Origin of the sequence: Yersinia enterocolitica (assembly GCA_002082245.2) — a bacterium.
Classification (GTDB): Bacteria; Pseudomonadota; Gammaproteobacteria; order Enterobacterales; family Enterobacteriaceae; genus Yersinia; species Yersinia enterocolitica_E.
In genome coordinates this window covers 4,776,275-4,795,591 of the sequence record NBTC02000002.1, presented here as the reverse complement: position 1 = coordinate 4,795,591, position 19,317 = coordinate 4,776,275, and the positions used below count along the sequence as shown (strand labels likewise).

Here is a 19,317-nt window from a genome sequence, read left to right as displayed (position 1 = left end):
TCGATCTATAGTGATTAGCCCGCCCGTATACTGGTTTCATTCGGCGGGCTGATAACACCTCAAGACAAGATTTCCGGTGCCCCATCAGCGCGTAATCTTTGGCTTCCGACGCTATTGCAAATCATTGTTATGTTCGCAATAGCCATATTCGGGCCACATTGCATTGATGTTTAAGGAGTCCGGCATGAGCAGTAAACCGGTAAATCGTTGGCTAATTGTTGCGGGTACCATCATTGTTCAAATGGGGTTGGGAACTATCTATACCTGGAGCTTATTTAATCAGCCACTGGGAGAGAAGTTCAGTTGGTCGTTAGGGGCAGTTGCAACCACATTTTCCATTACCAGTTTTTCTCTCGCTATTGCCACTCTGTTTGCTGGCCGCCTGCAAGAGCGCATAGGTATCCGTAAACTGACGTTACTTTCCGGTATCATTCTTGGTTTGGGCCTGATTGCCAGCTCTTTTGCCACATCATTAGGAATGATTTATCTATTGGCTGGTATCGTGGTCGGTTTCGCCGATGGCACCGCCTACATCACCACCCTGTCGAATCTGATCAAATGGTTCCCGGAACGTAAAGGGCTGATTTCCGGTATTTCAGTGGGGGCATTTGGTACCGGCAGCTTATTGTTCAAATATGTAAATGCCAGTCTGATTGCCAACCAAGGAGTGTCGCTGGCATTCTTCTACTGGGGCCTCATCGTGATGGTATTAGTAGGGGCTGGCTCTTTCCTGCTACAAGAGAAAGCAGTGGCCCCACAGGTCAATAACAGCCTGCAAACCGCCCGTGCCGGGCGTGATTTTAGTGTCAAAGAGATGCTGGCGGTTAAAGAGTCTTACTTCTTATTTATCATCTTCTTCACCGCATGTATGAGTGGCTTATATCTGATTGGTATCGTGAAAGATTTAGGCGTACAACTGGCAGGAATGGACTTGGTGACGGCAGCCAACACCGTTTCAGCCATTGCCATCTTTAATACCGCCGGGCGCATTATCCTTGGCGCACTATCAGACAAAGTGGGCCGTCTGCGCGTAATCAGCTTCACCTTGCTGGTCACCACATTAGCGGTATCCGTGTTGAGTTTTGTTCCACTGACTCATGCGCTGTTCTTCTTGTGTGTCGGGGCGATAGCCTTCTGCTTCGGCGGCAATATTACGGTGTTCCCGGCGATTGTCGGCGACTTCTTCGGTCTGAAAAATCACAGTAAAAACTACGGTGTCATCTATCAAGGGTTTGGTTTGGGTGCTCTGGCAGGTTCGTTTATTGCCGCACAACTGGGTGGATATCAGGCGACCTTTATGGTTATCGCGGTGCTGTCAGTACTTTCCTTGCTGCTGACGTTGATAATCAAACCGCCAAAAGGTGCAGCAACCGAGACTGAAAGTACACCAACAGCAACAGCGGGCGTAACTGCCCGTAGCCATGCCTAATAGAGGGTGACACGGCCCACCATAACTAATACAACTCAGCCAGAGTTTGTAAAGTATGGGGGCTGGTTTAAAGCAATGATGTAAAAAAGCAGAGCCTTGGCTCTGCTTTCATATTTCAGCGATAGCGAATAAAAACCTTATAATTCATGTCCTAATGTCTGACGCAAGTAAGCGCCCGCCCCCAGCAAACCCGGTTGCTGATTGGTAATCATATAAACAGGAATATCTTGCAGGAAATCTTTGAAACGGCCTTTATCTTCAAAAGCACTGCGAAAGCCCGAAGCTGTAAAGAAATCCATAAAGCGTGGCACGATACCGCCAGCAATATAAACGCCGCCAAAAGTGCTGAGATTCAATGCCAGATTGCCGCCAAAACGGCCCATAATCACACAAAACAGTGATAAGGCGCGGCGGCAGTCAGTACAGCTATCCGCCAGAGCGCGTTCAGTAATATCTTTCGGTGCCAGATGTTCCGGTAGGCGTGCATCAGAAATCACGATAGCTCGGTATAAATTAACCAACCCCGGCCCGGAAAGTACTCGCTCGGCAGAGACATGGCCCAGTTCCTGACGCAATACCGCCAAAATAGAGTCTTCTTCTTCGCTGTTCGGGGCGAAGTCCACATGACCGCCCTCTCCCGGTAAGCTAATCCAACGGCGGCCCACATTAACTAAATGGGCCACACCCAGCCCAGTACCTGCACCATAAACCGCCACTGGTTTACCCGCTTGAGGCGTTGTGCCACCAAATTGCAACACATCCTGTTCGGACAACACCGGAATCGCCATCGATACTGCCGTAAAATCGTTGATCACCTCCAGATGATCCAACCCCAGGCTTTGCTGCATAGCTGCAATAGAAAATGCCCAAGTATGATTGGTCATCGCCACCCAATCCCCGGTAATCGGGCAAGCAATAGCGATACAGGCATCCTTTACGGTGACTGTATGCTCTGACAGATATTGCTTAATGACATCTTCCAGACTGTCGAATTCCAACCCTGAATATGTTTTTGCTTGTGATATTTCGCCCGTCGCCACAGCGCAAAGCGCCAAACGGGCATTAGTGCCGCCAACGTCACCCACCAGGGCATAGCTTGTCATCAGAAACTTCTCCGTTACAGGGATGCTTAACTTCAACTATGTCCACTGTAAAATCAGGCTGGAGAAACAACAATATCAATGCGCTAAACCCTTTCGCTTTGCGATAAAGATCACATAAAAACGTTTCAGCAACAGCAAAATACCGCTGCTGAAGGTGAAAAATGACGTAAATATTTAGCGTGAATTGCGCCCTTCCTCAGAAACCGGCTGCAATGTCGCAAGCTGGCGCGAGCGGATAACCCGCATCCGCAGGCTGTCATAGGCCCAGTTGTAACATACGGTGTAAGGCAGGAAGAACAAGAAGAAACCGATCTCCAACATAAATGCCTGTAATAGCGAAACACCCAACGTGAAAGCCGCGATAGGTAAGCCTATCAGGATAAAACCACCCTCGAAGCCCAGCGCATGGAGTACCCGCACGAGCAGAGTCTTTGCTACCCGACTGACTGGCCAGAAGTGGTCGAACAGACTGTTGTAAACAATATTCCACAGCATTGCCACTGAGGAGAGGATCAAGGCCAATGTTCCCATTTGCAGTATGGAGCGATCCAGTAACCATGCGCCGACGGGCGCACAAATGGCAACGGCAATCACTTCAAACCCAACGGCATGAATAATCCGCTCCAAGAGAGATCGGTGATGAACTTGCATAAAACACCTACTTAAATTAACTGATGACAGATTGTTAGAGGTGATTATCATCGTTTTTTAAGATAGATTAAAAATAGAACCCATCGATAAAATAGATAGTTTATGCATTATTCTCCCGAAGCCTTAATTGCATTTGTTGAAGCCGCAGCCCTTGGGTCCTTCTCCGCGGCAGCCCGTAAGCTACGCAAAAGCCAATCAACTATCAGCACCGCCATCGCCAATCTGGAAGCCGATCTGGGTTTGACCTTATTTGACCGCCAGGCGCGCCAACCGGTATTAACTGACCATGGTCGCCGGGTGCTATCCCATGTGCAGGAAATTCTGGCGGCCAGCGAACGGCTGGATAATCTATCAATACGTCTGGCAGGTCAGGTTGAAACCCGACTGACTTTTGTCCTTTCTGATACTTATCAACCAACACATCATGAGGACTTACTACGTCGCTTTGAGCAGCGTTACCCTGATATCGAATTTGAGTGCCTGATTGCCGAAGAGGGCGACGTCATTGACCTGCTGCAACTACGGCGAGCGCATATCGGTGTAGTAGAAGTTCAGTCGTACTATCCACCGGATATTGCGGCCAGCCGATTAGCCGCACAGACTGAAATGGCGATATTCGTGCAGCAGGGTCATGCGCTGGCAAAGCTCCCTCAGGTTCACCCCGAACAACTGGCTACCGCCCGGCAACTTTGCCTCAATACTTACAATCGTACTGAGCGCAACCAGTCGCAAGGGCTAATGTGGTCTGCCCCCAGCTACTTAATGTTGTTAGAAATGGCGGAGCAAGGCTTCGGCTGGGCGATTTTGCCACGCTGGCTGGTGGAGCAATACAGCCGTCAAAAACTGGTCGCGTTGCCCACCATTGGTTGGCCTAAAATGATCTCTATTGATGCGGTTTGGTCGAAAAAAAGCCCACCGGGGCCAGCGGGCTATTGGTTGTTAGACCAATTAACCGGTCGTAATGGTATCGATAAACCAGATGCCTAATTAGCTACCACTGTAATTATTTTCTGACATCCCTTTCTCCGCCTTATCTTGTGATCCCGTTAGCTTACGTCGTCGGTGAAAACGCATACACTAAACTGTCGTTTACTCTCGTTAATAAGGGTCATCATGGTCTATCAGGCAGCTTCCTCCCGTTATCAAGAGATGAAGTATCATCGTTGTGGTCGTAGTGGATTAATGCTTCCGGCAATTTCTCTTGGCCTGTGGCATAACTTTGGTGACAGCACGCTGTACGAAAATAGCCGCAATTTAGTGCATCGCGCTTTCGATAGTGGTATCACCCATTTTGATTTAGCCAATAACTATGGCCCGCCGCCCGGTTCAGCCGAGCTGAACTTTGGCCGCATCCTGCAACAAGACCTGCGCCCCTATCGTGATGAACTGATTATCTCTTCCAAAGCGGGATACACCATGTGGCCCGGCCCTTATGGTGACTGGGGTTCGAAGAAATATCTGGTAGCCAGTATCAACCAAAGCCTACAACGTATGGGGCTAGATTATGTAGATATTTTCTACCACCATCGCCCGGATCCTAATACACCATTGGAAGAAACCATGGCCGCATTGGACCTGCTGGTGCGCCAAGGTAAAGCGTTGTATATCGGGTTGTCCAACTATCCAGCGGCGCAAGCCCGTCAGGCCTGTGAAATTCTGGCAAATCTCGGTACGCCTTGCCTGATTCATCAGCCTAAATACTCTATGTTCGAACGCTGGATTGAAACCGGGCTGCAAGATACTTTGGATGAGTATGGCGTAGGATCTATTGCCTTTTCTCCGCTGGCAGGCGGCGTATTGACGGATCGCTATTTGGCGGGTATTCCGCAGGACTCAAGGGCTGCCAGTGGCAGTAAATTCCTTAATCCCGAGCAGCTTACCGCAGAAAAACTGGCCAAGGTGCGCCAGTTGAACGCATTGGCCCACGAACGCGGTCAGAAGTTGTCACAGATGTCTTTAGCCTGGGTATTACGTGGCGGGCGGGTGACTTCAGCACTGATTGGTGCCAGCAAAATCAGCCAGATTGACGACGCGGTTGGTATGCTAGCCAACACTGATTTCAGCACCGAAGAAATCAAACGTATTGAAGATATTCTGGTGTAAACGCTCTCTCCAAAGTCCCCAACAGGGGCACTCCGGTGCCCCTAATCCATCATTATTACAGATAAATCTCAATTTTTTATTTTACAGTTTTATCTGAATCACAGTTGCCGAACCGCAGTTTAAGATAGGCCATAGCCAATAAAGCTGCGCAAGGATAAATCATGTCAAAAGTGGATGTTTTGAAACCAACGATATTTAGACCTATTGCGTTAAGACCACTGTTATTAGTAACGATATTAGCCTGGTTTCCTCTCGTTCCTATGGCAAATGCCGAAAGTATTGAGCTACTCCCCAGTGTTTCATTGCAGATCGGTGAGCAAGATCGCCGTGGCAATTATTGGGATGGTTATGACTGGCGCGATCAACGATGGTGGCAGGATCATCAGGGGCAGGATTTAGGCGAACGAAATCGCCATGGACATTACTGGGATGGGCACCGCTGGCAAAACAGAGACTGGTGGCAAAAGAACTATTATTACCGTGAAGGGCGCTATCAGAAACACGATAAACATTATGACAACCACGGCAAGAAACATCATCGAGGGAAAGGGCATGACCGCCATCATGATGATGACTAATTAAAAAAGCTTCTGGCGGATGATTGGCTATCGATCCCGCCAGTATGAAGAAGTTAGAGCAAGCTAATCAACAGATAAGCATTTAATCCAACCACCACTAACACAATCATCTTCCCCAAAATCTGAATCAATTTTGAGTTAACCATCTCTCCCATCAATTCTTTATTGCCAGTAAAGACCAGCAATGGAACTAACGCCAACGCAATACCAAAACTCAGCAGTACCTGGCTCATCACCAAGATCCGTGTTGCATCCATACCCGCCAGAATGACAATAAAGGAAGGCAACATCGTGACCGAGCGTCGCACCCAGATAGGGATATAAAACCGGACAAAGCCTTGCATGACGACCTGCCCTGCCAAGGTCCCCACCACTGTCGATGACAACCCAGCGGCAACCAGACTCAAACCAAAAATAGTGGCTGCGGCATTACCTAACAGGGGTTGTAGTGTGAGGTACGCTTGCTCGATTTCAGCAATACTGCCATAACCATTGAAATGGAAAGCCGCCGCCGCCGTTGCCATCATAGCCAGATTCACAAAACCGGCAATTGTCATGGCAATCGCCACATCCAATTTAGTCGCAGCATAACGGGATGCCTTGGAGTTTTCTCCCGCCGTTTGCGTCAAGGATGAATGCAGATAAATAACATGCGGCATAATCGTGGCACCTAATACCCCGGCCGCTAGAAACACCGCGTCACGGTTAGGCAAGTCAGGAACCAACATACCGCGACCCAACGCCGCCAGTTCTGGTCGGGAGAAAATAAGTTCTACAATATAAGCCGCCGCTACAAATAACAGCAACCCACCGATAACCAGTTCGAGAGGTTTTTGCCCACGCTTTTGCAGCATAAGAATCAGGAAAGTGGCAATGCCGGTCAGGACAGCACCTTCAAGCAGGGTCACACCTAGCAGTAATTTAAACCCGATTGCCGCCCCAATAAACTCGGCCAGATCCGTGGCCATGGCGATGATTTCGGCTTGTACCCAGTAGGCCCATACCGCAGGCCGTGGAAAACGATCACGGATATGCTCAGCCAGATTTTTACCAGTGGCAATACCGAGTTTAGCGGACAGTAATTGGATCAACATAGCCATGATGTTGGCCCAAACCACCACCCACAATAAGGTATAACCGAAAGAGGCCCCCGCCTGAATATTGGTTGCGAAGTTACCGGGGTCGATATAACCGATGGCCGCGATAAAAGCAGGCCCCATCAGGGAGAGTTTTATCCTCCTTGATGTACGGCGGGATGTATCGACAGTACGGCTATTCAGCATTCAGTATTACCCTTGAAAACTTACGTCTACTTTCTTATCAATAATAATATCTAAATGATAATAATTATCAAGCGCACTTGGCGTGGTAGAACTTATCTCTCTGATAGCTAACACCGTATAATCAGCCGTGTAGCAATCACCCGTGGTAGCTTTCTGAAAAGTTGGGTTAAATGTTCCATCGCCCTTTTCGTAACGAATGACTACAATTGTTCAACCTAGCATATTTAAACTACTTCCGTAGCAAATTATTAACATCCTATTTTTTGTGATCCACTCCACTAATTCGTTTGCATTAGTGCAAGTGAATTTCTATATTTGCTGCCTACATCTCGTTTTTAATGTAGCCGTTACATAAAATGTCCACCGAAATCTAGCCTGCCTCAAATTTGGAGCACACATGTCCCATATTCTGCAGTTTGCGTTGGCCTTAGTCGTGGTGGCCATATTAGCTCTGGCGATCTGTAAGGATCGTAAAAGCATCCGCATTCGGTTTGTTATTCAATTGCTGGTAATTGAAGTGTTGTTGGCGTACTTCTTCCTCCATTCGGAAGCTGGATTGGGTTTTGTGAAAGGATTCGCCGGTTTATTCGACAAGTTGCTTGGATTTGCCGCCAACGGTACCGACTTTGTCTTTGGCAATATGGGTGATAAAGGTTTGGCGTTCTTCTTCCTGAGAGTGCTGTGCCCTATCGTCTTTATTTCTGCTCTGATTGGTATTCTGCAATATATCAAAGTTCTCCCCGTCGTTATTCGTATCATTGGTACTTTGCTGTCTAAAGTTAACGGCATGGGTAAGCTGGAATCATTCAACGCCGTCAGCTCACTGATTCTGGGTCAATCTGAAAACTTCATCGCCTATAAAGACATTTTGGGCAAAATGTCTGAAAAACGCATGTACACCATGGCAGCAACTGCGATGTCGACAGTTTCTATGTCAATCGTGGGTGCATATATGTCAATGCTGGACGCGAAGTTTGTGGTTGCGGCGCTGGTACTTAACATGTTCAGTACCTTTATCGTGTTGTCATTGATCAACCCGTATAAAGCAGAGGACGAGGAAGAGTTGCAACTAAGCAACTTGCACGAAGGCCAAAGCTTCTTTGAAATGCTGGGTGAGTACATTCTGGCCGGTTTCAAAGTTGCTATCATCGTTGCAGCCATGCTGATTGGTTTTATCGCGTTAATTTCTGCGATGAATGCCTTATTTAGCTTGCTGTTCGGTATCAGCTTCCAGGGTATCTTGGGCTATGTCTTCTTCCCGTTTGCCTGGGTGATGGGCGTACCGACTCATGAAGCCTTACAAGTTGGTGGCATCATGGCAACCAAACTGGTATCTAACGAATTCGTGGCAATGATGGACTTGCAGAAAGTGGCATCAGAACTGTCGCCACGCAGCGTGGGTATTCTGTCAGTGTTCCTGGTTTCATTCGCTAACTTCTCCTCTATTGGTATCGTAGCCGGTGCGATTAAAGGTTTGAATGAGCACCAAGGGAATGTGGTTTCACGCTTTGGCTTGAAGCTGTTATACGGCTCTACGCTGGTCAGTGTGCTGTCCGCCTCTATTGCGGGCCTGGTACTCTAAGTATCAGAAAAAAATCTCTAAAGAGGCGCTACGGCGCCTTTTTTTATACCTGCGATTCATACCCGGACTATTTACACGGATGATGACTCTTTGAGTAATCAAAGGCTGGACAACTTTAGTGGGTAAGTTTAATGCCGCGACTGATGTGATATGCCCGTTAATAAGCAATAGATGACGTTCTAAGTCAGGTAGTAAATATAATGGTGGGTCGTGCGGGATTACTCGGTCTCTGACCTCGCCCTTCGGGTCAACGCTCCCGCGTTGCTGTCTCGCTTCGCTCGGCTCGAACCTGAACGCAGGGTCTCACCCACACGATTTCGTGTAGTTTTTGAGTTTTTAAATCTGGGGAAGTTAATACGGTACTTGATATAATGGTGGGTCGTGCGGGATTCGAACCTGCGACCAATTGATTAAAAGTCAACTGCTCTACCAACTGAGCTAACGACCCATTATATAGATTTATTCGACATTTTTAACACGAGTCATGCGGGATTACTCATCCTGCGGATTCGCCCTTCGGGTCAACGCTTACGCGTTGCTGTCTCGCTTCGCTCGGCTCGAACCTTTAACCAATTGATTAAAAGTAACTATTCTGCCAACTGAGCTAACGACCCATTATATGGTAATACGAAGTAAAAGAAGTGGTGGGCGATACCAGATTCGAACTGATGACCCCCTCCGTGTAAAGGAGATGCTCTACCAACTGAGCTAATCGCCCACTTCTACTACCTTGAATCTTAATACTTTTAACAATGAGTGATGAGTGGTGGGCGATACCAGATTCGAACTGATGACCCCCTCCGTGTAAAGGAGATGCTCTACCAACTGAGCTAATCGCCCTCATCTATCTCATTTATTGCATAACACGTCGAGTTTGGTGGGCGATACCAGATTCGAACTGATGACCCCCTCCGTGTAAAGGAGATGCTCTACCAACTGAGCTAATCGCCCCGCCGTGTTGTTGGAGTCGCATTATAGGGATAGTTCGAAGTGAGTCAACGGTTTTTAAAACGAAAACAATCGTTCGCCGCAAATTTAAACAGGATGCGATATTTATCGCCGCTATGAACCTTTATTAAATGATCCCCAAAATATTTCAAGGTGCAGGACGGCGGCAAACAAATGAACCCGATGAGCTTACCCAAGGATGTGATTCGGGTGAGTGAGTGCGGCCAACACACCTGCAATTTGAAAGATGACAGGGATATCATCAATTGCATACCGGTAACATCGTTGAGGAATTACTACAGGGTGGTAGAATGTCGCCTACTTTTTCAAATTTCGAGCAACTGTCAGCTTTTGCTGACCGGCGTAGCGTAATAAGGCATCGATTCCAATGAAGATCAAAACCCGTTTTGCACCCAGTCCTACCGGCTATCTCCATGTAGGTGGCGCACGCACCGCATTGTATTCCTGGCTGTTCACCCGTCATTTAGGTGGTGAATTTGTTCTGCGCATTGAAGATACCGATCTTGAGCGCTCAACTCAGGAAGCCATCGACGCTATTATGGACGGTATGAACTGGTTGAATCTGGATTGGGATGAAGGCCCGTATTTTCAAACCAAACGGTTCGATCGCTACAATGCGGTGATTGACCAAATGTTGGAAAAGGGCACCGCTTATCGCTGCTATTGTTCTAAAGAGCGCCTGGAAGAGTTGCGTGAAACCCAAATGGCCAATGGCGAGAAACCTCGCTACGATGGTCGTTGCCGCGATAGCCAGTGCACTCATGGCGCTGATGAGCCATCAGTGGTACGTTTTCGCAACCCGCAGGAAGGTTCAGTCATTTTCGACGACAAAATCCGTGGCCCTATTGAATTCAGCAATCAGGAACTGGATGACTTAATCATCCGCCGTACCGATGGTTCACCAACCTATAACTTCTGTGTCGTCATCGATGACTGGGATATGGAAATCACCCATGTTATCCGTGGTGAAGACCATATCAACAATACACCGCGCCAGATTAATATTCTGAAAGCATTAGGCGCGCCAGTGCCTGAGTATGCTCATGTATCAATGATTCTGGGTGATGACGGTAAAAAACTGTCGAAACGCCACGGGGCTGTTGGTGTTATGCAATACCGCGATGACGGCTATCTGCCAGAGGCACTACTGAACTATTTGGTGCGTTTGGGTTGGTCTCATGGTGATCAGGAGATTTTCTCTGTGGCCGAGATGACCGAGCTGTTTACCCTCGATGCAGTCAGTAAGTCAGCCAGTGCATTCAATACTGAAAAATTACAGTGGTTGAATCATCACTATATCAATAGCCTGCCACCAGAGCATGTTGCTGTTCACCTGTCATGGCATGTTGAACAACTGGGGCTTGATACCCGTAATGGCCCTGAGTTAGTTGAAATCGTAAAACTGCTAGGTGAGCGCTGCAAAACGCTGAAAGAGATGGCCGAGTCCTGCCGTTACTTTTACGAAGAGTTTGACGAGTTCGATGCTGATGCGGCTAAAAAACATTTGCGCCCAGTGGCCCGCCAGCCACTTGAAGCAGTTAAAGCCAAACTCGCCGCCATCAACGCCTGGACCACTGAAAACGTTCACAACGCGATTCAGGGCACGGCTGATGAGTTAGGTGTAGGTATGGGTAAAGTGGGGATGCCGCTGCGTGTCGCAGTCACTGGTGCGGGTCAATCGCCAGGAATGGATGTCACTGTCCATGCTATCGGTCAGGCACGCTCACTGGCACGTATTGATAAAGCATTAGCCTTTATCAGCGAGCGCGAAGCACAACAATAATACGGTTATTGTGCGTTCAATCAGGCGGCTATTCAGGCCGCCTTTTTATTATTATTCGTTAGATAGTGTGAGCGACATTTAATATTTAATGCTATTTACCCGCTGATTTGGCGGCTTTTTCAGCGCTTAACGCGAGAAATCGAATTAGCCGTTGACACTGTTTCAGTGGTTTCATATCATGCGCCCCGTTCACACGATTTATTATGTGCACATTGGGGCTATAGCTCAGCTGGGAGAGCGCTTGCATGGCATGCAAGAGGTCGACGGTTCGATCCCGTCTAGCTCCACCAAATTTTCTTGTTTGATTGCATCATCAGGCCAGAAAAGGGTGGCATCATAGATAAGTCAGTACGAACAACCACATTTGTGGGGCTATAGCTCAGCTGGGAGAGCGCTTGCATGGCATGCAAGAGGTCGACGGTTCGATCCCGTCTAGCTCCACCACTCTTTAAAAAACCGGCTTATGGCCGGTTTTTTGCTTTCTCGCGCAAGCCTCCCTCACTCTTTGTCATTTATCTCTGTTATCCTGCGAACTAATCAAAGGTATTGATTACGGTGGAAATAGGCATGAATCAGCAGCAACAAATCATTCAATGGCTACAGGCTGACCCTCATCGTATGCAGGCTTTGTCGATTGCCCGAGAGCTCGGGTTAAAGCAGTGGTGTCTGGCGGCAGGATTTGTGCGTAATCTGGTGTGGGATCAATTGCACGGGTACCCGTTAGCGACCGCGCTCAATGATATCGATTTAGTCTATTTCGATAAGCAACATGCCCACGAGCAGCATGACTTACAGCGAGAAGCGCAGCTACAGCAAAAGAGTGCGGCTCAGCATCTCTCCTTCCCCTGGTCAGTAAAAAATCAAGCCAGAATGCACCTGTATAGGGGTCGCCAACCTTATACCAGTACCGACGATGCTATTAGCTACTGGGTTGAAGTAGAAACAGCAATCGGTGCCAGGCTCAATGCGAGCGGCGATATTGAGCTGGTGGCTCCACTGGGTTTGGGCGCACTGTTTACCCGAACGATCACCTTGAACCCGAAAAACGGTGAGGTCGATACCTACTACCAACGGGTAAATAGCAAAGGTTGGCTGCAACATTGGCCTGAACTACGTTTGGTAATTTAACGTTTCAGAACCGTGTGGTAGCGTTTAAAAAAACAACCAAGTGATAAGCAAGTGATAAGATTGTGTAAAGCAGCCCTCAAAAGTTAAAGGTTAATATCCTCCCGTCGATAAGCATTACTCCATCCAGGTTTTACTAAGGAATAATGATGTCGAATACTATCTCTGCAGCATCCGTGTCAGTGAGCAGCAGTAGCTCTTCTGACAGCAGTGCGGCGGCACAAATTAAATCCATTAATCAGCAGATCCAAAAACTGACCGAAAAATTAAGTACCTTAAAAGATTCCGGTTTGACTGCAGATGAATTACAAAAGCAGCAGCAACAGATTCAGAGTCAAATTGCAGCGCTGCAAGCTGAGCTTGCCCGTATTCAGGCCAAGGAAGCGGATAAAACCAAAGAAGGTGACAACAATGCGGCAACTGCGCCCGCCGGTGATGGAGTAAACCGCCCTTCCGCACAGAACCAGATTGACGTTTATATTTAATAACATTGATATTCGGTTAAACAGTGATAGGGCGATGGCAACATAACGGCTATCGCCCTGTTTTAGAAAGTAAAATCAACCACGCTTGAGGGGTTTTACCAAACCATCCAATCCCTCGATTTTAATGGTCAGCGTCAGCTCCATCAACATACCTAACTTGCCTGGTGGGAATTCCCCTTTGCGGGCGAACCAGAGCAGGTACTCTTCAGGTAAGTCGATTAATACCCGCCCTTGGTATTTACCAAACGGCATCCGGGTATTGGCAATCTCAATCAAATTCTCTTTTTCCATACAGCCCTCTGGCGTTACCACTATTCACCCAGCAGACGAATCATTTCCGCTTCATCAATGACTGTAATCCCAAGCTCCTGCGCTTTCGCCAGTTTTGAGCCAGCCGCCTCACCAGCAATAACCAGATCCGTTTTTTTGGAAACACTGCCACTCACTTTGGCACCTAAAGCAGCCAGACGATCTTTCGCTTCGTCCCGTGAGAGAATGGTCAGTGAACCCGTCAACACCACTGTTTTCCCAGCAAAGGGGCTATCAATCTCTTCAGCAACAATTTGCTGTGGCTCAGGCCAACTGATCACTTGCTCTAGCGCCTCGATCACTTTCTGATTGTGTTCTTCACCGAGGAAATTCCGCACATGCCTGGCCACCACTTCCCCTACATCCGGCACACTTTTTAATGCTTCGATATCTGCCGCGCGCAGATTCTCCAGATTACAGAAGTGAGCCGCTAAATTAGCCGCAGTCGCCTCGCCGACTTCACGAATACCCAAGGCATAGAGGAAGCGGGCGAAGGTTGTTTGTTTCGCTTTCTCTAACGCCGCAATCAGATTTTGTGCCGACTTTGGCCCCATCCGATCTAAACCGGTCAGTTTGCCAGCGGTCAACTCAAATAAATCAGCCGGGTTCTCGACATACTGTTTCTCTACCAGTTGCTCGATAATCTTGTCACCCATTCCGTCCACATCCAACGCCCGGCGGGAAACAAAATGCTTCAACGCCTCTTTACGCTGCGCTGCGCAGAACAGACCACCGGTGCAGCGGGCAACCGCCTCACCTTCTACCCGCTCGATATCAGAACCACATACCGGGCAGTGCTCCGGGAAAACTATCTCTTTGGCATCCTGCGGGCGTTGTTCCATCACCACACCAACCACTTGCGGGATCACATCTCCAGCGCGGCGAATAATAACGGTATCACCAATGCGTATACCAAGACGCTCAATTTCATCGGCGTTATGCAGTGTCGCATTACTGACAACCACGCCAGCCACCTGCACCGGTTCCAGACGTGCGACCGGGGTGATAGCACCGGTGCGCCCCACCTGAAACTCCACGTCGCGAACTTGAGTTATCTGTTCCTGCGCCTGAAATTTAAACGCCGTAGCCCAACGGGGAGCGCGTGCTACAAACCCCAATCTTTCTTGCAAGTCGAGTGAATCAACCTTGATAACCACGCCATCAATATCAAACCCCAAACTGGCACGGTCCTGTTCTACCTGACGATAGAAGGCAATGACCTCATCACTACCGGTGCATAACTTCACTCGATTACTGACCGGCAGACCCCAGGCTTTAAATTGCATCAGGCGCTGAATATGACTGCGCGCAAGCTCACCGCCATCGAGTAAACCCACACCATAACAGAAGAACATTAATGGCCGTTTGGCGGTGATGCGGGGGTCGAGCTGACGTAACGATCCGGCAGCAGCATTGCGTGGATTGGCAAAAATTTTACCGCCTTTGCGACGCGCCTCTTCGTTAAGTTGCTCAAAACCCGCTTGTGGCATAAAGACTTCACCGCGAACTTCCACCCGCTGTGGGATATTCTCCCCATGCAGGCGCAGTGGAATGGCACGGATGGTACGCACATTCGCGGTAATATTTTCACCCGTGGTACCGTCACCACGGGTAGCAGCTCTAACTAACTCACCATTCTCATACAATAGGCTGACCGCCAGGCCATCGAGCTTCAGCTCACAGCAGAAGGTCAACGGTTCAGCGGTTTTCAGCCGGTCATGCACCCGTTTGTCAAAAGCCAGGTAGCTCTCTTCATCGAAAACGTTATCAAGAGATAACATCGGCACTTCGTGTCTAACCTGTTCAAATGCATCAAGCGGCGCAGCACCAACCCGCTGTGTCGGTGAATCATGAGTAATCAATTCAGGATGTTGTGCTTCCAGGGAACGTAATTGCTGCATCAAACGGTCATATTCAGCATCAGGGATCTCAGGGGCATCCAACACATGATAAAGATGTTCGTGATGGCGCAATGAGGTTCTTAGTTGATTAATTTGCTGAATTATCGATTCCATGGCTCACCATCAAAGATAAAAAACCCCCGGCATGCGGGGGTTCGGGTTAATTCGATTCATTGCGAGGTAACGTTATCAGGCGCTAGCGTTTGCATCCAGCACTTCACGGATACGCGCCTTATACGTTTCCAGCTTCTGCGGGGTCATCATGCGGCGATCATCATCCAACACTACACCACCGACATCATCAGCAATGCGTTGGGCTGATTGCAGCATTAATTTAAAGTTCTGATTGGCATCACCATAAGACGGCACCATCATAAACATTGAGACACCCGGCGTTGAAAAATCAGACATGGTATCAGGGTCGAAAGAACCCGGTTTTACCATATTCGCCAAACTGAATAATACTGGGCCACTGCCTGCCGGGCTAAGATGACGATGGAAAATACCCATCTCACCAAACTGGAAACCAGACTGAAGAACACTCTGTAGCAGCAACTCGCCGCCAAGAGCGCCACCATGATGCGCAGCAACATGCAGCACCAAAACGGTCTCTTTCAGTTTCTGTGGTTTCACCTCTGCTGCCGGAGCGACAGGCTCTGGTTGTGATTCCACATGTTGTGGTGCCACACGAGGTGCAGGTTCTGCCACATGCTGTGGCTCTGCGTGTCGCGGTTGCGAATACGACTCTTCAACCGATCCAAGCAAAGGATCACGCTGTGATGCATGCGGTGGTTGCTCAGCCGATAGCCCACCCAAAAGAGGGTCGTCATAGTCTGTTGGCACTGAAGCAAAAGGCTTGTGACGAGGTTCCGTCTTGACCTGAGCCGGTTTGGTATCAGTATGCTGAATAACCGGCATGTCTTCGTCGTCGTCATCAATATGACTAAACGAAGGCTTCTCCTGTGGATGAGCAGTGCGGACGCGCACTTCTCCTACCCCTTCATCGAGACTCTCGATCGGGGTTTCAACACGTTCTTGTTTCGGACGTTTAACTGGGCGATCGCGAAAAAGTGAAGAGCGTTCTTTACGGCTGGTCCATAAACCATGCAATAACAACGCTATTATGGCGATCGCGCCAACAACGATTAATATCAGACGCAAATCCTGCATCATTACTATCTCTGTTGTTCCAATACATTGCCACCGCGGCAAACATTCACCCTTTAACTCTATTTGCCAACGAACACAAGTGCAAGTCCGTGCTCAATTTTCTTCGAAGAAAGATGATTATGCTAGATGTTTCGCTCGTTTTTTGCACAATATGTGACTATGCAGTGGGAAATCATACCGATATGATACGTGGGTCAATAGACTTACAGAGAACTGAATGGCATGGCGTATACGCAAAAAGCGGTAAAAAAGGTGAGTGGTGTCCATTATTTCGCCCAAGGATGGCAATTAATTTCCCGTCCGGGTATCCGGCGATTTGTTATTTTGCCCTTACTGGTAAATATTCTGCTGATGGGGGGCGCTTTCTGGTGGTTATTCAACCGTATAGGTGATTGGGTTCCACAATTGATGAACCATGTTCCCGACTGGTTACAGTGGCTGAGTTATTTGTTGTGGCCAGTAATGGTTATCTCGGTGCTACTGGTATTCAGTTACCTGTTCAGTACCCTGGCCAATATTATTGCAGCCCCCTTTAGCGGCTTGCTGGCTGAGCAACTGGAGGCCAGTCTGACGGGTAAACCACTGCCAGACACCGGTATATGGGGAATAGTTAAAGATTTGCCGCGCATCATGGCGCGCGAGTGGCAAAAACTGGCTTACTACCTGCCCCGGGCATTAGGGCTACTGCTGCTCTACTTTATCCCTGGCATTGGTCAGACCGTTGCGCCGGTATTGTGGTTCTTATTCAGTGCCTGGATGCTATCAATTCAATATTGCGATTATCCCTTTGATAACCATAAAGTGAGTTTCCAGCAGATGCGCAGTGCATTGCGACAAAATAAAGTCGATAACTTGCAATTTGGTGCACTGGTGAGCTTGTTTACTATGATCCCATTCCTTAATCTGGTGATTCTGCCGGTTGCCGTTTGCGGAGCCACCGCAATGTGGGTAGATCGTTACCGCGACCAGTTTACTCAACCACCTCGTTAATCTCCTTTGGGCGTGCCAGCCACGCCCTTAAAGCTATTGGGATTAAAACTTATTTCCTAATAACATATCGATATACTAATTACTTACTTCCATAGCCATACTGTTAGCGTATGCTTTGAACGTTTCCTACATTTTCATAGAGTTAAAGGACGGGCTATGAGCAAGATATATGAAGACAACTCTTTAACAATCGGCCATACGCCGCTGGTTCGTCTGAACCGTATCGGTAACGGGCGCATTTTGGCGAAGGTTGAATCACGCAATCCAAGTTTCAGCGTTAAATGCCGTATCGGTTCCAATATGATTTGGGATGCCGAAAAGCGCGGCATTCTGACCGCAGGCAAAGAGCTGGTAGAACCTACCAGCGGTAATACCGGCATTGCTTTGGCATTTGTTGCCGCCGCTCGCGGTTATAAATTAACCCTTACCATGCCAGAAACCATGAGCATTGAGCGCCGTAAGCTACTAAAAGCGCTCGGCGCTAATCTGGTCCTGACCGAAGGGGCCAAAGGGATGAAAGGAGCCATTGCTAAAGCGGAAGAGATTCAAGCAACTGACCCTGACCGTTACCTGATTTTGCAGCAATTCAGTAATCCAGCGAATCCGGAAATTCATGAGCAAACCACCGGCCCGGAAATTTGGGAAGATACCGATGGTGAAGTGGACGTCTTTATCGCAGGTGTCGGTACCGGTGGTACCCTGACCGGTGTTAGCCGCTACATTAAAAATACCAAAGGCAAAGCGATTATCACTGTGGCGGTTGAACCGACTGACTCCCCGGTTATCACGCAAGCGTTGGCTGGACAGGAAATCAAACCCGGCCCACATAAAATCCAAGGTATCGGTGCTGGCTTTATTCCCGGCAACCTCGATCTGAGTTTGGTTGACCGCGTAGCGTTGGTAACCAATGATGAAGCTATCTCAATGGCTCGCCGTTTGATGGACGAAGAAGGTATTTTGGCCGGTATTTCTTCCGGTGCAGCAGTTGCGGCAGCAGTCAAACTTTCCGAAGAAGATGGCTTTACTGACAAAACAATTGTGGTTATTCTTCCCTCCTCGGGTGAGCGTTATTTAAGCACAGCATTGTTTGCAGATTTGTTCACTGAGCAAGAGCTGCAACAGTAGTCAGGCTGTCGCACTAAATGCTAAAAAAGCACCCTCATGGGTGCTTTTTTTGTGGCGCACTTCAAAGTTTTTACTACATAAAGATTGATTTTACCCTCTGGGTTTAGTATTTAACCGGTCAATTATTTTGATACGCGAAATTAATCGTATCTTGAGTGAATCTCTGGCTGAATCGATTTAACAATTATGCAATGCGACAAAAAATGTCATCACCGAACGTGGATTGAAGACATAACGCAAAGAGAGCATTATTCTTAGATACGACAGTGTCGATTTTAGACCTGAATTCAGGTTGCATCAGAAACTGTCTTTGTGACTTGCCGGTGGTTGAGGCATAGTCATGCGCAAGTCAGATGGTCTTGTTATACGCGCACCAATACAGGCTAAAGTTTGGGTTCTACACTAAACTTTAGCTCCACAACATAAATCCAATAAGTTGGGGAAATACAATGTTCCAGCAAGAAGTTACTATTACTGCACCAAATGGTCTGCATACCCGCCCGGCTGCCCAGTTCGTAAAAGAAGCAAAAGGCTTTGCGTCTGAAATTACTGTGATCTCTAACGGTAAAAGCGCCAGCGCCAAGAGCCTGTTTAAACTACAAACTCTGGGCCTGACCCAAGGTACTGTTGTTACGATCTCGGCTGTTGGTGAAGATGAGAAGAAAGCTGTTGAGCATCTGGTAAAACTGATGGCTGAGCTTGAGTAATCACGCACGCTTTTTTAGTTAACA

General features: G+C 48.2%; 18 protein-coding genes, 6 tRNA genes and 2 other RNA genes. 13 read left to right on the top strand and 13 right to left on the bottom strand.

The genetic code is table 11. The annotated features are described in order from the left end of the window. Window positions 1-184 precede the first annotated feature (184 nt). Window positions 185-1,429 carry an MFS transporter gene (locus A6J66_023405; GenBank protein PNM26831.1) on the top strand — a complete coding sequence of 415 codons (1,245 nt, stop codon included), beginning with the start codon at window positions 185-187 and terminating at the stop codon, window positions 1,427-1,429. A gap of 137 nt (window positions 1,430-1,566) precedes the next feature. Here the strand turns inward: A6J66_023405 and A6J66_023400 are convergent, their stop codons facing one another. Together A6J66_023400 and A6J66_023395 are read right to left on the bottom strand one after the other, a co-directional pair. Beyond that, a complete protein-coding gene (locus A6J66_023400; protein PNM26830.1) occupies window positions 1,567-2,532 on the bottom strand; it encodes a glucokinase in 966 nt (321 codons plus the stop codon). 174 nt (window positions 2,533-2,706) lie between these two features. Then, the gene (locus A6J66_023395; protein PNM26829.1) at window positions 2,707-3,183 is read right to left on the bottom strand and encodes a Na(+)-translocating NADH-quinone reductase subunit E; all 477 of its coding nucleotides are present in this window, start codon (window positions 3,181-3,183) and stop codon (window positions 2,707-2,709) included. A 102-nt stretch (window positions 3,184-3,285) separates the two neighbouring features. Between A6J66_023395 and A6J66_023390 the strand changes: the two genes are divergently transcribed. The 3 genes from A6J66_023390 (at window position 3,286) to A6J66_023380 (ending at window position 5,864) form a co-directional block, all read left to right on the top strand. After that, on the top strand, window positions 3,286-4,170 hold the full coding sequence (locus A6J66_023390) for a LysR family transcriptional regulator (protein ID PNM26828.1): 885 nt from the start codon (window positions 3,286-3,288) through the stop codon (window positions 4,168-4,170). A gap of 126 nt (window positions 4,171-4,296) precedes the next feature. Beyond that, a complete protein-coding gene (locus A6J66_023385; GenBank protein PNM26827.1) occupies window positions 4,297-5,286 on the top strand; it encodes an L-glyceraldehyde 3-phosphate reductase in 990 nt (329 codons plus the stop codon). A 161-nt stretch (window positions 5,287-5,447) separates the two neighbouring features. Further along, a complete protein-coding gene (locus tag A6J66_023380; protein ID PNM26826.1) occupies window positions 5,448-5,864 on the top strand; it encodes a DUF2502 domain-containing protein in 417 nt (138 codons plus the stop codon). A gap of 53 nt (window positions 5,865-5,917) precedes the next feature. Here the strand turns inward: A6J66_023380 and A6J66_023375 are convergent, their stop codons facing one another. Then, window positions 5,918-7,147: a divalent metal cation transporter gene (locus A6J66_023375; GenBank protein ID PNM26825.1), complete on the bottom strand. Its 1,230-nt coding sequence runs from the start codon at window positions 7,145-7,147 to the stop codon at window positions 5,918-5,920. Between the two features lie 397 nt (window positions 7,148-7,544). On the opposite strand from A6J66_023375, the gene A6J66_023370 reads away from it, so the two are divergent. Then, window positions 7,545-8,729 (top strand): NupC/NupG family nucleoside CNT transporter, encoded by a 1,185-nt coding sequence (locus A6J66_023370; GenBank protein PNM26824.1) that lies wholly within the window; start codon window positions 7,545-7,547, stop codon window positions 8,727-8,729. A 201-nt stretch (window positions 8,730-8,930) separates the two neighbouring features. Here the strand turns inward: A6J66_023370 and A6J66_023365 are convergent. From A6J66_023365 to A6J66_023340, 6 genes are all read right to left on the bottom strand, one after another. Then, window positions 8,931-9,056, bottom strand: a non-coding RNA gene (locus A6J66_023365) — RtT sRNA. A 45-nt stretch (window positions 9,057-9,101) separates the two neighbouring features. Beyond that, a tRNA-Lys gene (locus A6J66_023360) sits at window positions 9,102-9,177 on the bottom strand. A 43-nt stretch (window positions 9,178-9,220) separates the two neighbouring features. After that, a non-coding RNA gene (locus A6J66_023355) (RtT sRNA) lies at window positions 9,221-9,312 on the bottom strand. Window positions 9,313-9,371: 59 nt separating this feature from the next. Then, window positions 9,372-9,447: transfer RNA gene (locus tag A6J66_023350), tRNA-Val, on the bottom strand. Window positions 9,448-9,493: 46 nt separating this feature from the next. Then, window positions 9,494-9,569: transfer RNA gene (locus tag A6J66_023345), tRNA-Val, on the bottom strand. 35 nt (window positions 9,570-9,604) lie between these two features. Then, window positions 9,605-9,680, bottom strand: a tRNA-Val gene (locus tag A6J66_023340). A gap of 385 nt (window positions 9,681-10,065) precedes the next feature. Here A6J66_023340 and A6J66_023335 point away from each other — a divergent pair. Next, window positions 10,066-11,481, top strand: a complete 1,416-nt coding sequence (locus tag A6J66_023335) for a glutamate--tRNA ligase (GenBank protein PNM26823.1) — start codon at window positions 10,066-10,068, stop codon at window positions 11,479-11,481. A 91-nt stretch (window positions 11,482-11,572) separates the two neighbouring features. Here A6J66_023335 and A6J66_023330 read toward each other — a convergent pair whose 3' ends face one another. Beyond that, window positions 11,573-11,656, bottom strand: coding sequence for a Fur family transcriptional regulator (locus A6J66_023330; protein PNM27142.1), 84 nt, complete (start codon window positions 11,654-11,656; stop codon window positions 11,573-11,575). Between the two features lie 39 nt (window positions 11,657-11,695). Between A6J66_023330 and A6J66_023325 the strand changes: the two genes are divergently transcribed. The 4 genes from A6J66_023325 (at window position 11,696) to A6J66_023310 (ending at window position 13,091) form a co-directional block, all read left to right on the top strand. Then, a tRNA-Ala gene (locus tag A6J66_023325) sits at window positions 11,696-11,771 on the top strand. Window positions 11,772-11,849: 78 nt separating this feature from the next. After that, window positions 11,850-11,925 (top strand) — tRNA-Ala (locus A6J66_023320). A 123-nt stretch (window positions 11,926-12,048) separates the two neighbouring features. Beyond that, window positions 12,049-12,609, top strand: coding sequence for a nitrate reductase (locus tag A6J66_023315; GenBank protein ID PNM26822.1), 561 nt, complete (start codon window positions 12,049-12,051; stop codon window positions 12,607-12,609). Between the two features lie 146 nt (window positions 12,610-12,755). Further along, complete coding sequence (locus A6J66_023310; protein PNM26821.1) at window positions 12,756-13,091, top strand: hypothetical protein; 336 nt, start codon at window positions 12,756-12,758, stop codon at window positions 13,089-13,091. Window positions 13,092-13,166: 75 nt separating this feature from the next. On the opposite strand, the gene A6J66_023305 is transcribed toward A6J66_023310, so the two are convergent. The 3 genes from A6J66_023305 to A6J66_023295 all read right to left on the bottom strand — a co-directional run bounded on the left by A6J66_023305 (window position 13,167) and on the right by A6J66_023295 (window position 16,474). Beyond that, window positions 13,167-13,382: a cytoplasmic protein gene (locus A6J66_023305; GenBank protein PNM26820.1), complete on the bottom strand. Its 216-nt coding sequence runs from the start codon at window positions 13,380-13,382 to the stop codon at window positions 13,167-13,169. Between the two features lie 20 nt (window positions 13,383-13,402). After that, the gene (gene ligA / locus A6J66_023300; protein ID PNM26819.1) at window positions 13,403-15,415 is read right to left on the bottom strand and encodes an NAD-dependent DNA ligase LigA; all 2,013 of its coding nucleotides are present in this window, start codon (window positions 15,413-15,415) and stop codon (window positions 13,403-13,405) included. Between the two features lie 75 nt (window positions 15,416-15,490). Next, entirely contained in the window at window positions 15,491-16,474 is a 984-nt protein-coding gene (locus tag A6J66_023295) for a cell division protein ZipA (protein PNM26818.1), read from the bottom strand. Between the two features lie 219 nt (window positions 16,475-16,693). On the opposite strand from A6J66_023295, the gene A6J66_023290 reads away from it, so the two are divergent. The 3 genes from A6J66_023290 to A6J66_023280 all read left to right on the top strand — a co-directional run bounded on the left by A6J66_023290 (window position 16,694) and on the right by A6J66_023280 (window position 19,293). Continuing rightward, entirely contained in the window at window positions 16,694-17,461 is a 768-nt protein-coding gene (locus tag A6J66_023290) for a sulfate transporter CysZ (GenBank protein ID PNM26817.1), read from the top strand. A gap of 156 nt (window positions 17,462-17,617) precedes the next feature. After that, the gene (gene cysK, locus A6J66_023285) at window positions 17,618-18,586 is read left to right on the top strand and encodes a cysteine synthase A (protein ID PNM26816.1); all 969 of its coding nucleotides are present in this window, start codon (window positions 17,618-17,620) and stop codon (window positions 18,584-18,586) included. Between the two features lie 449 nt (window positions 18,587-19,035). Continuing rightward, window positions 19,036-19,293, top strand: coding sequence for a phosphocarrier protein Hpr (locus A6J66_023280; GenBank protein ID PNM26815.1), 258 nt, complete (start codon window positions 19,036-19,038; stop codon window positions 19,291-19,293). Window positions 19,294-19,317 lie beyond the last annotated feature (24 nt).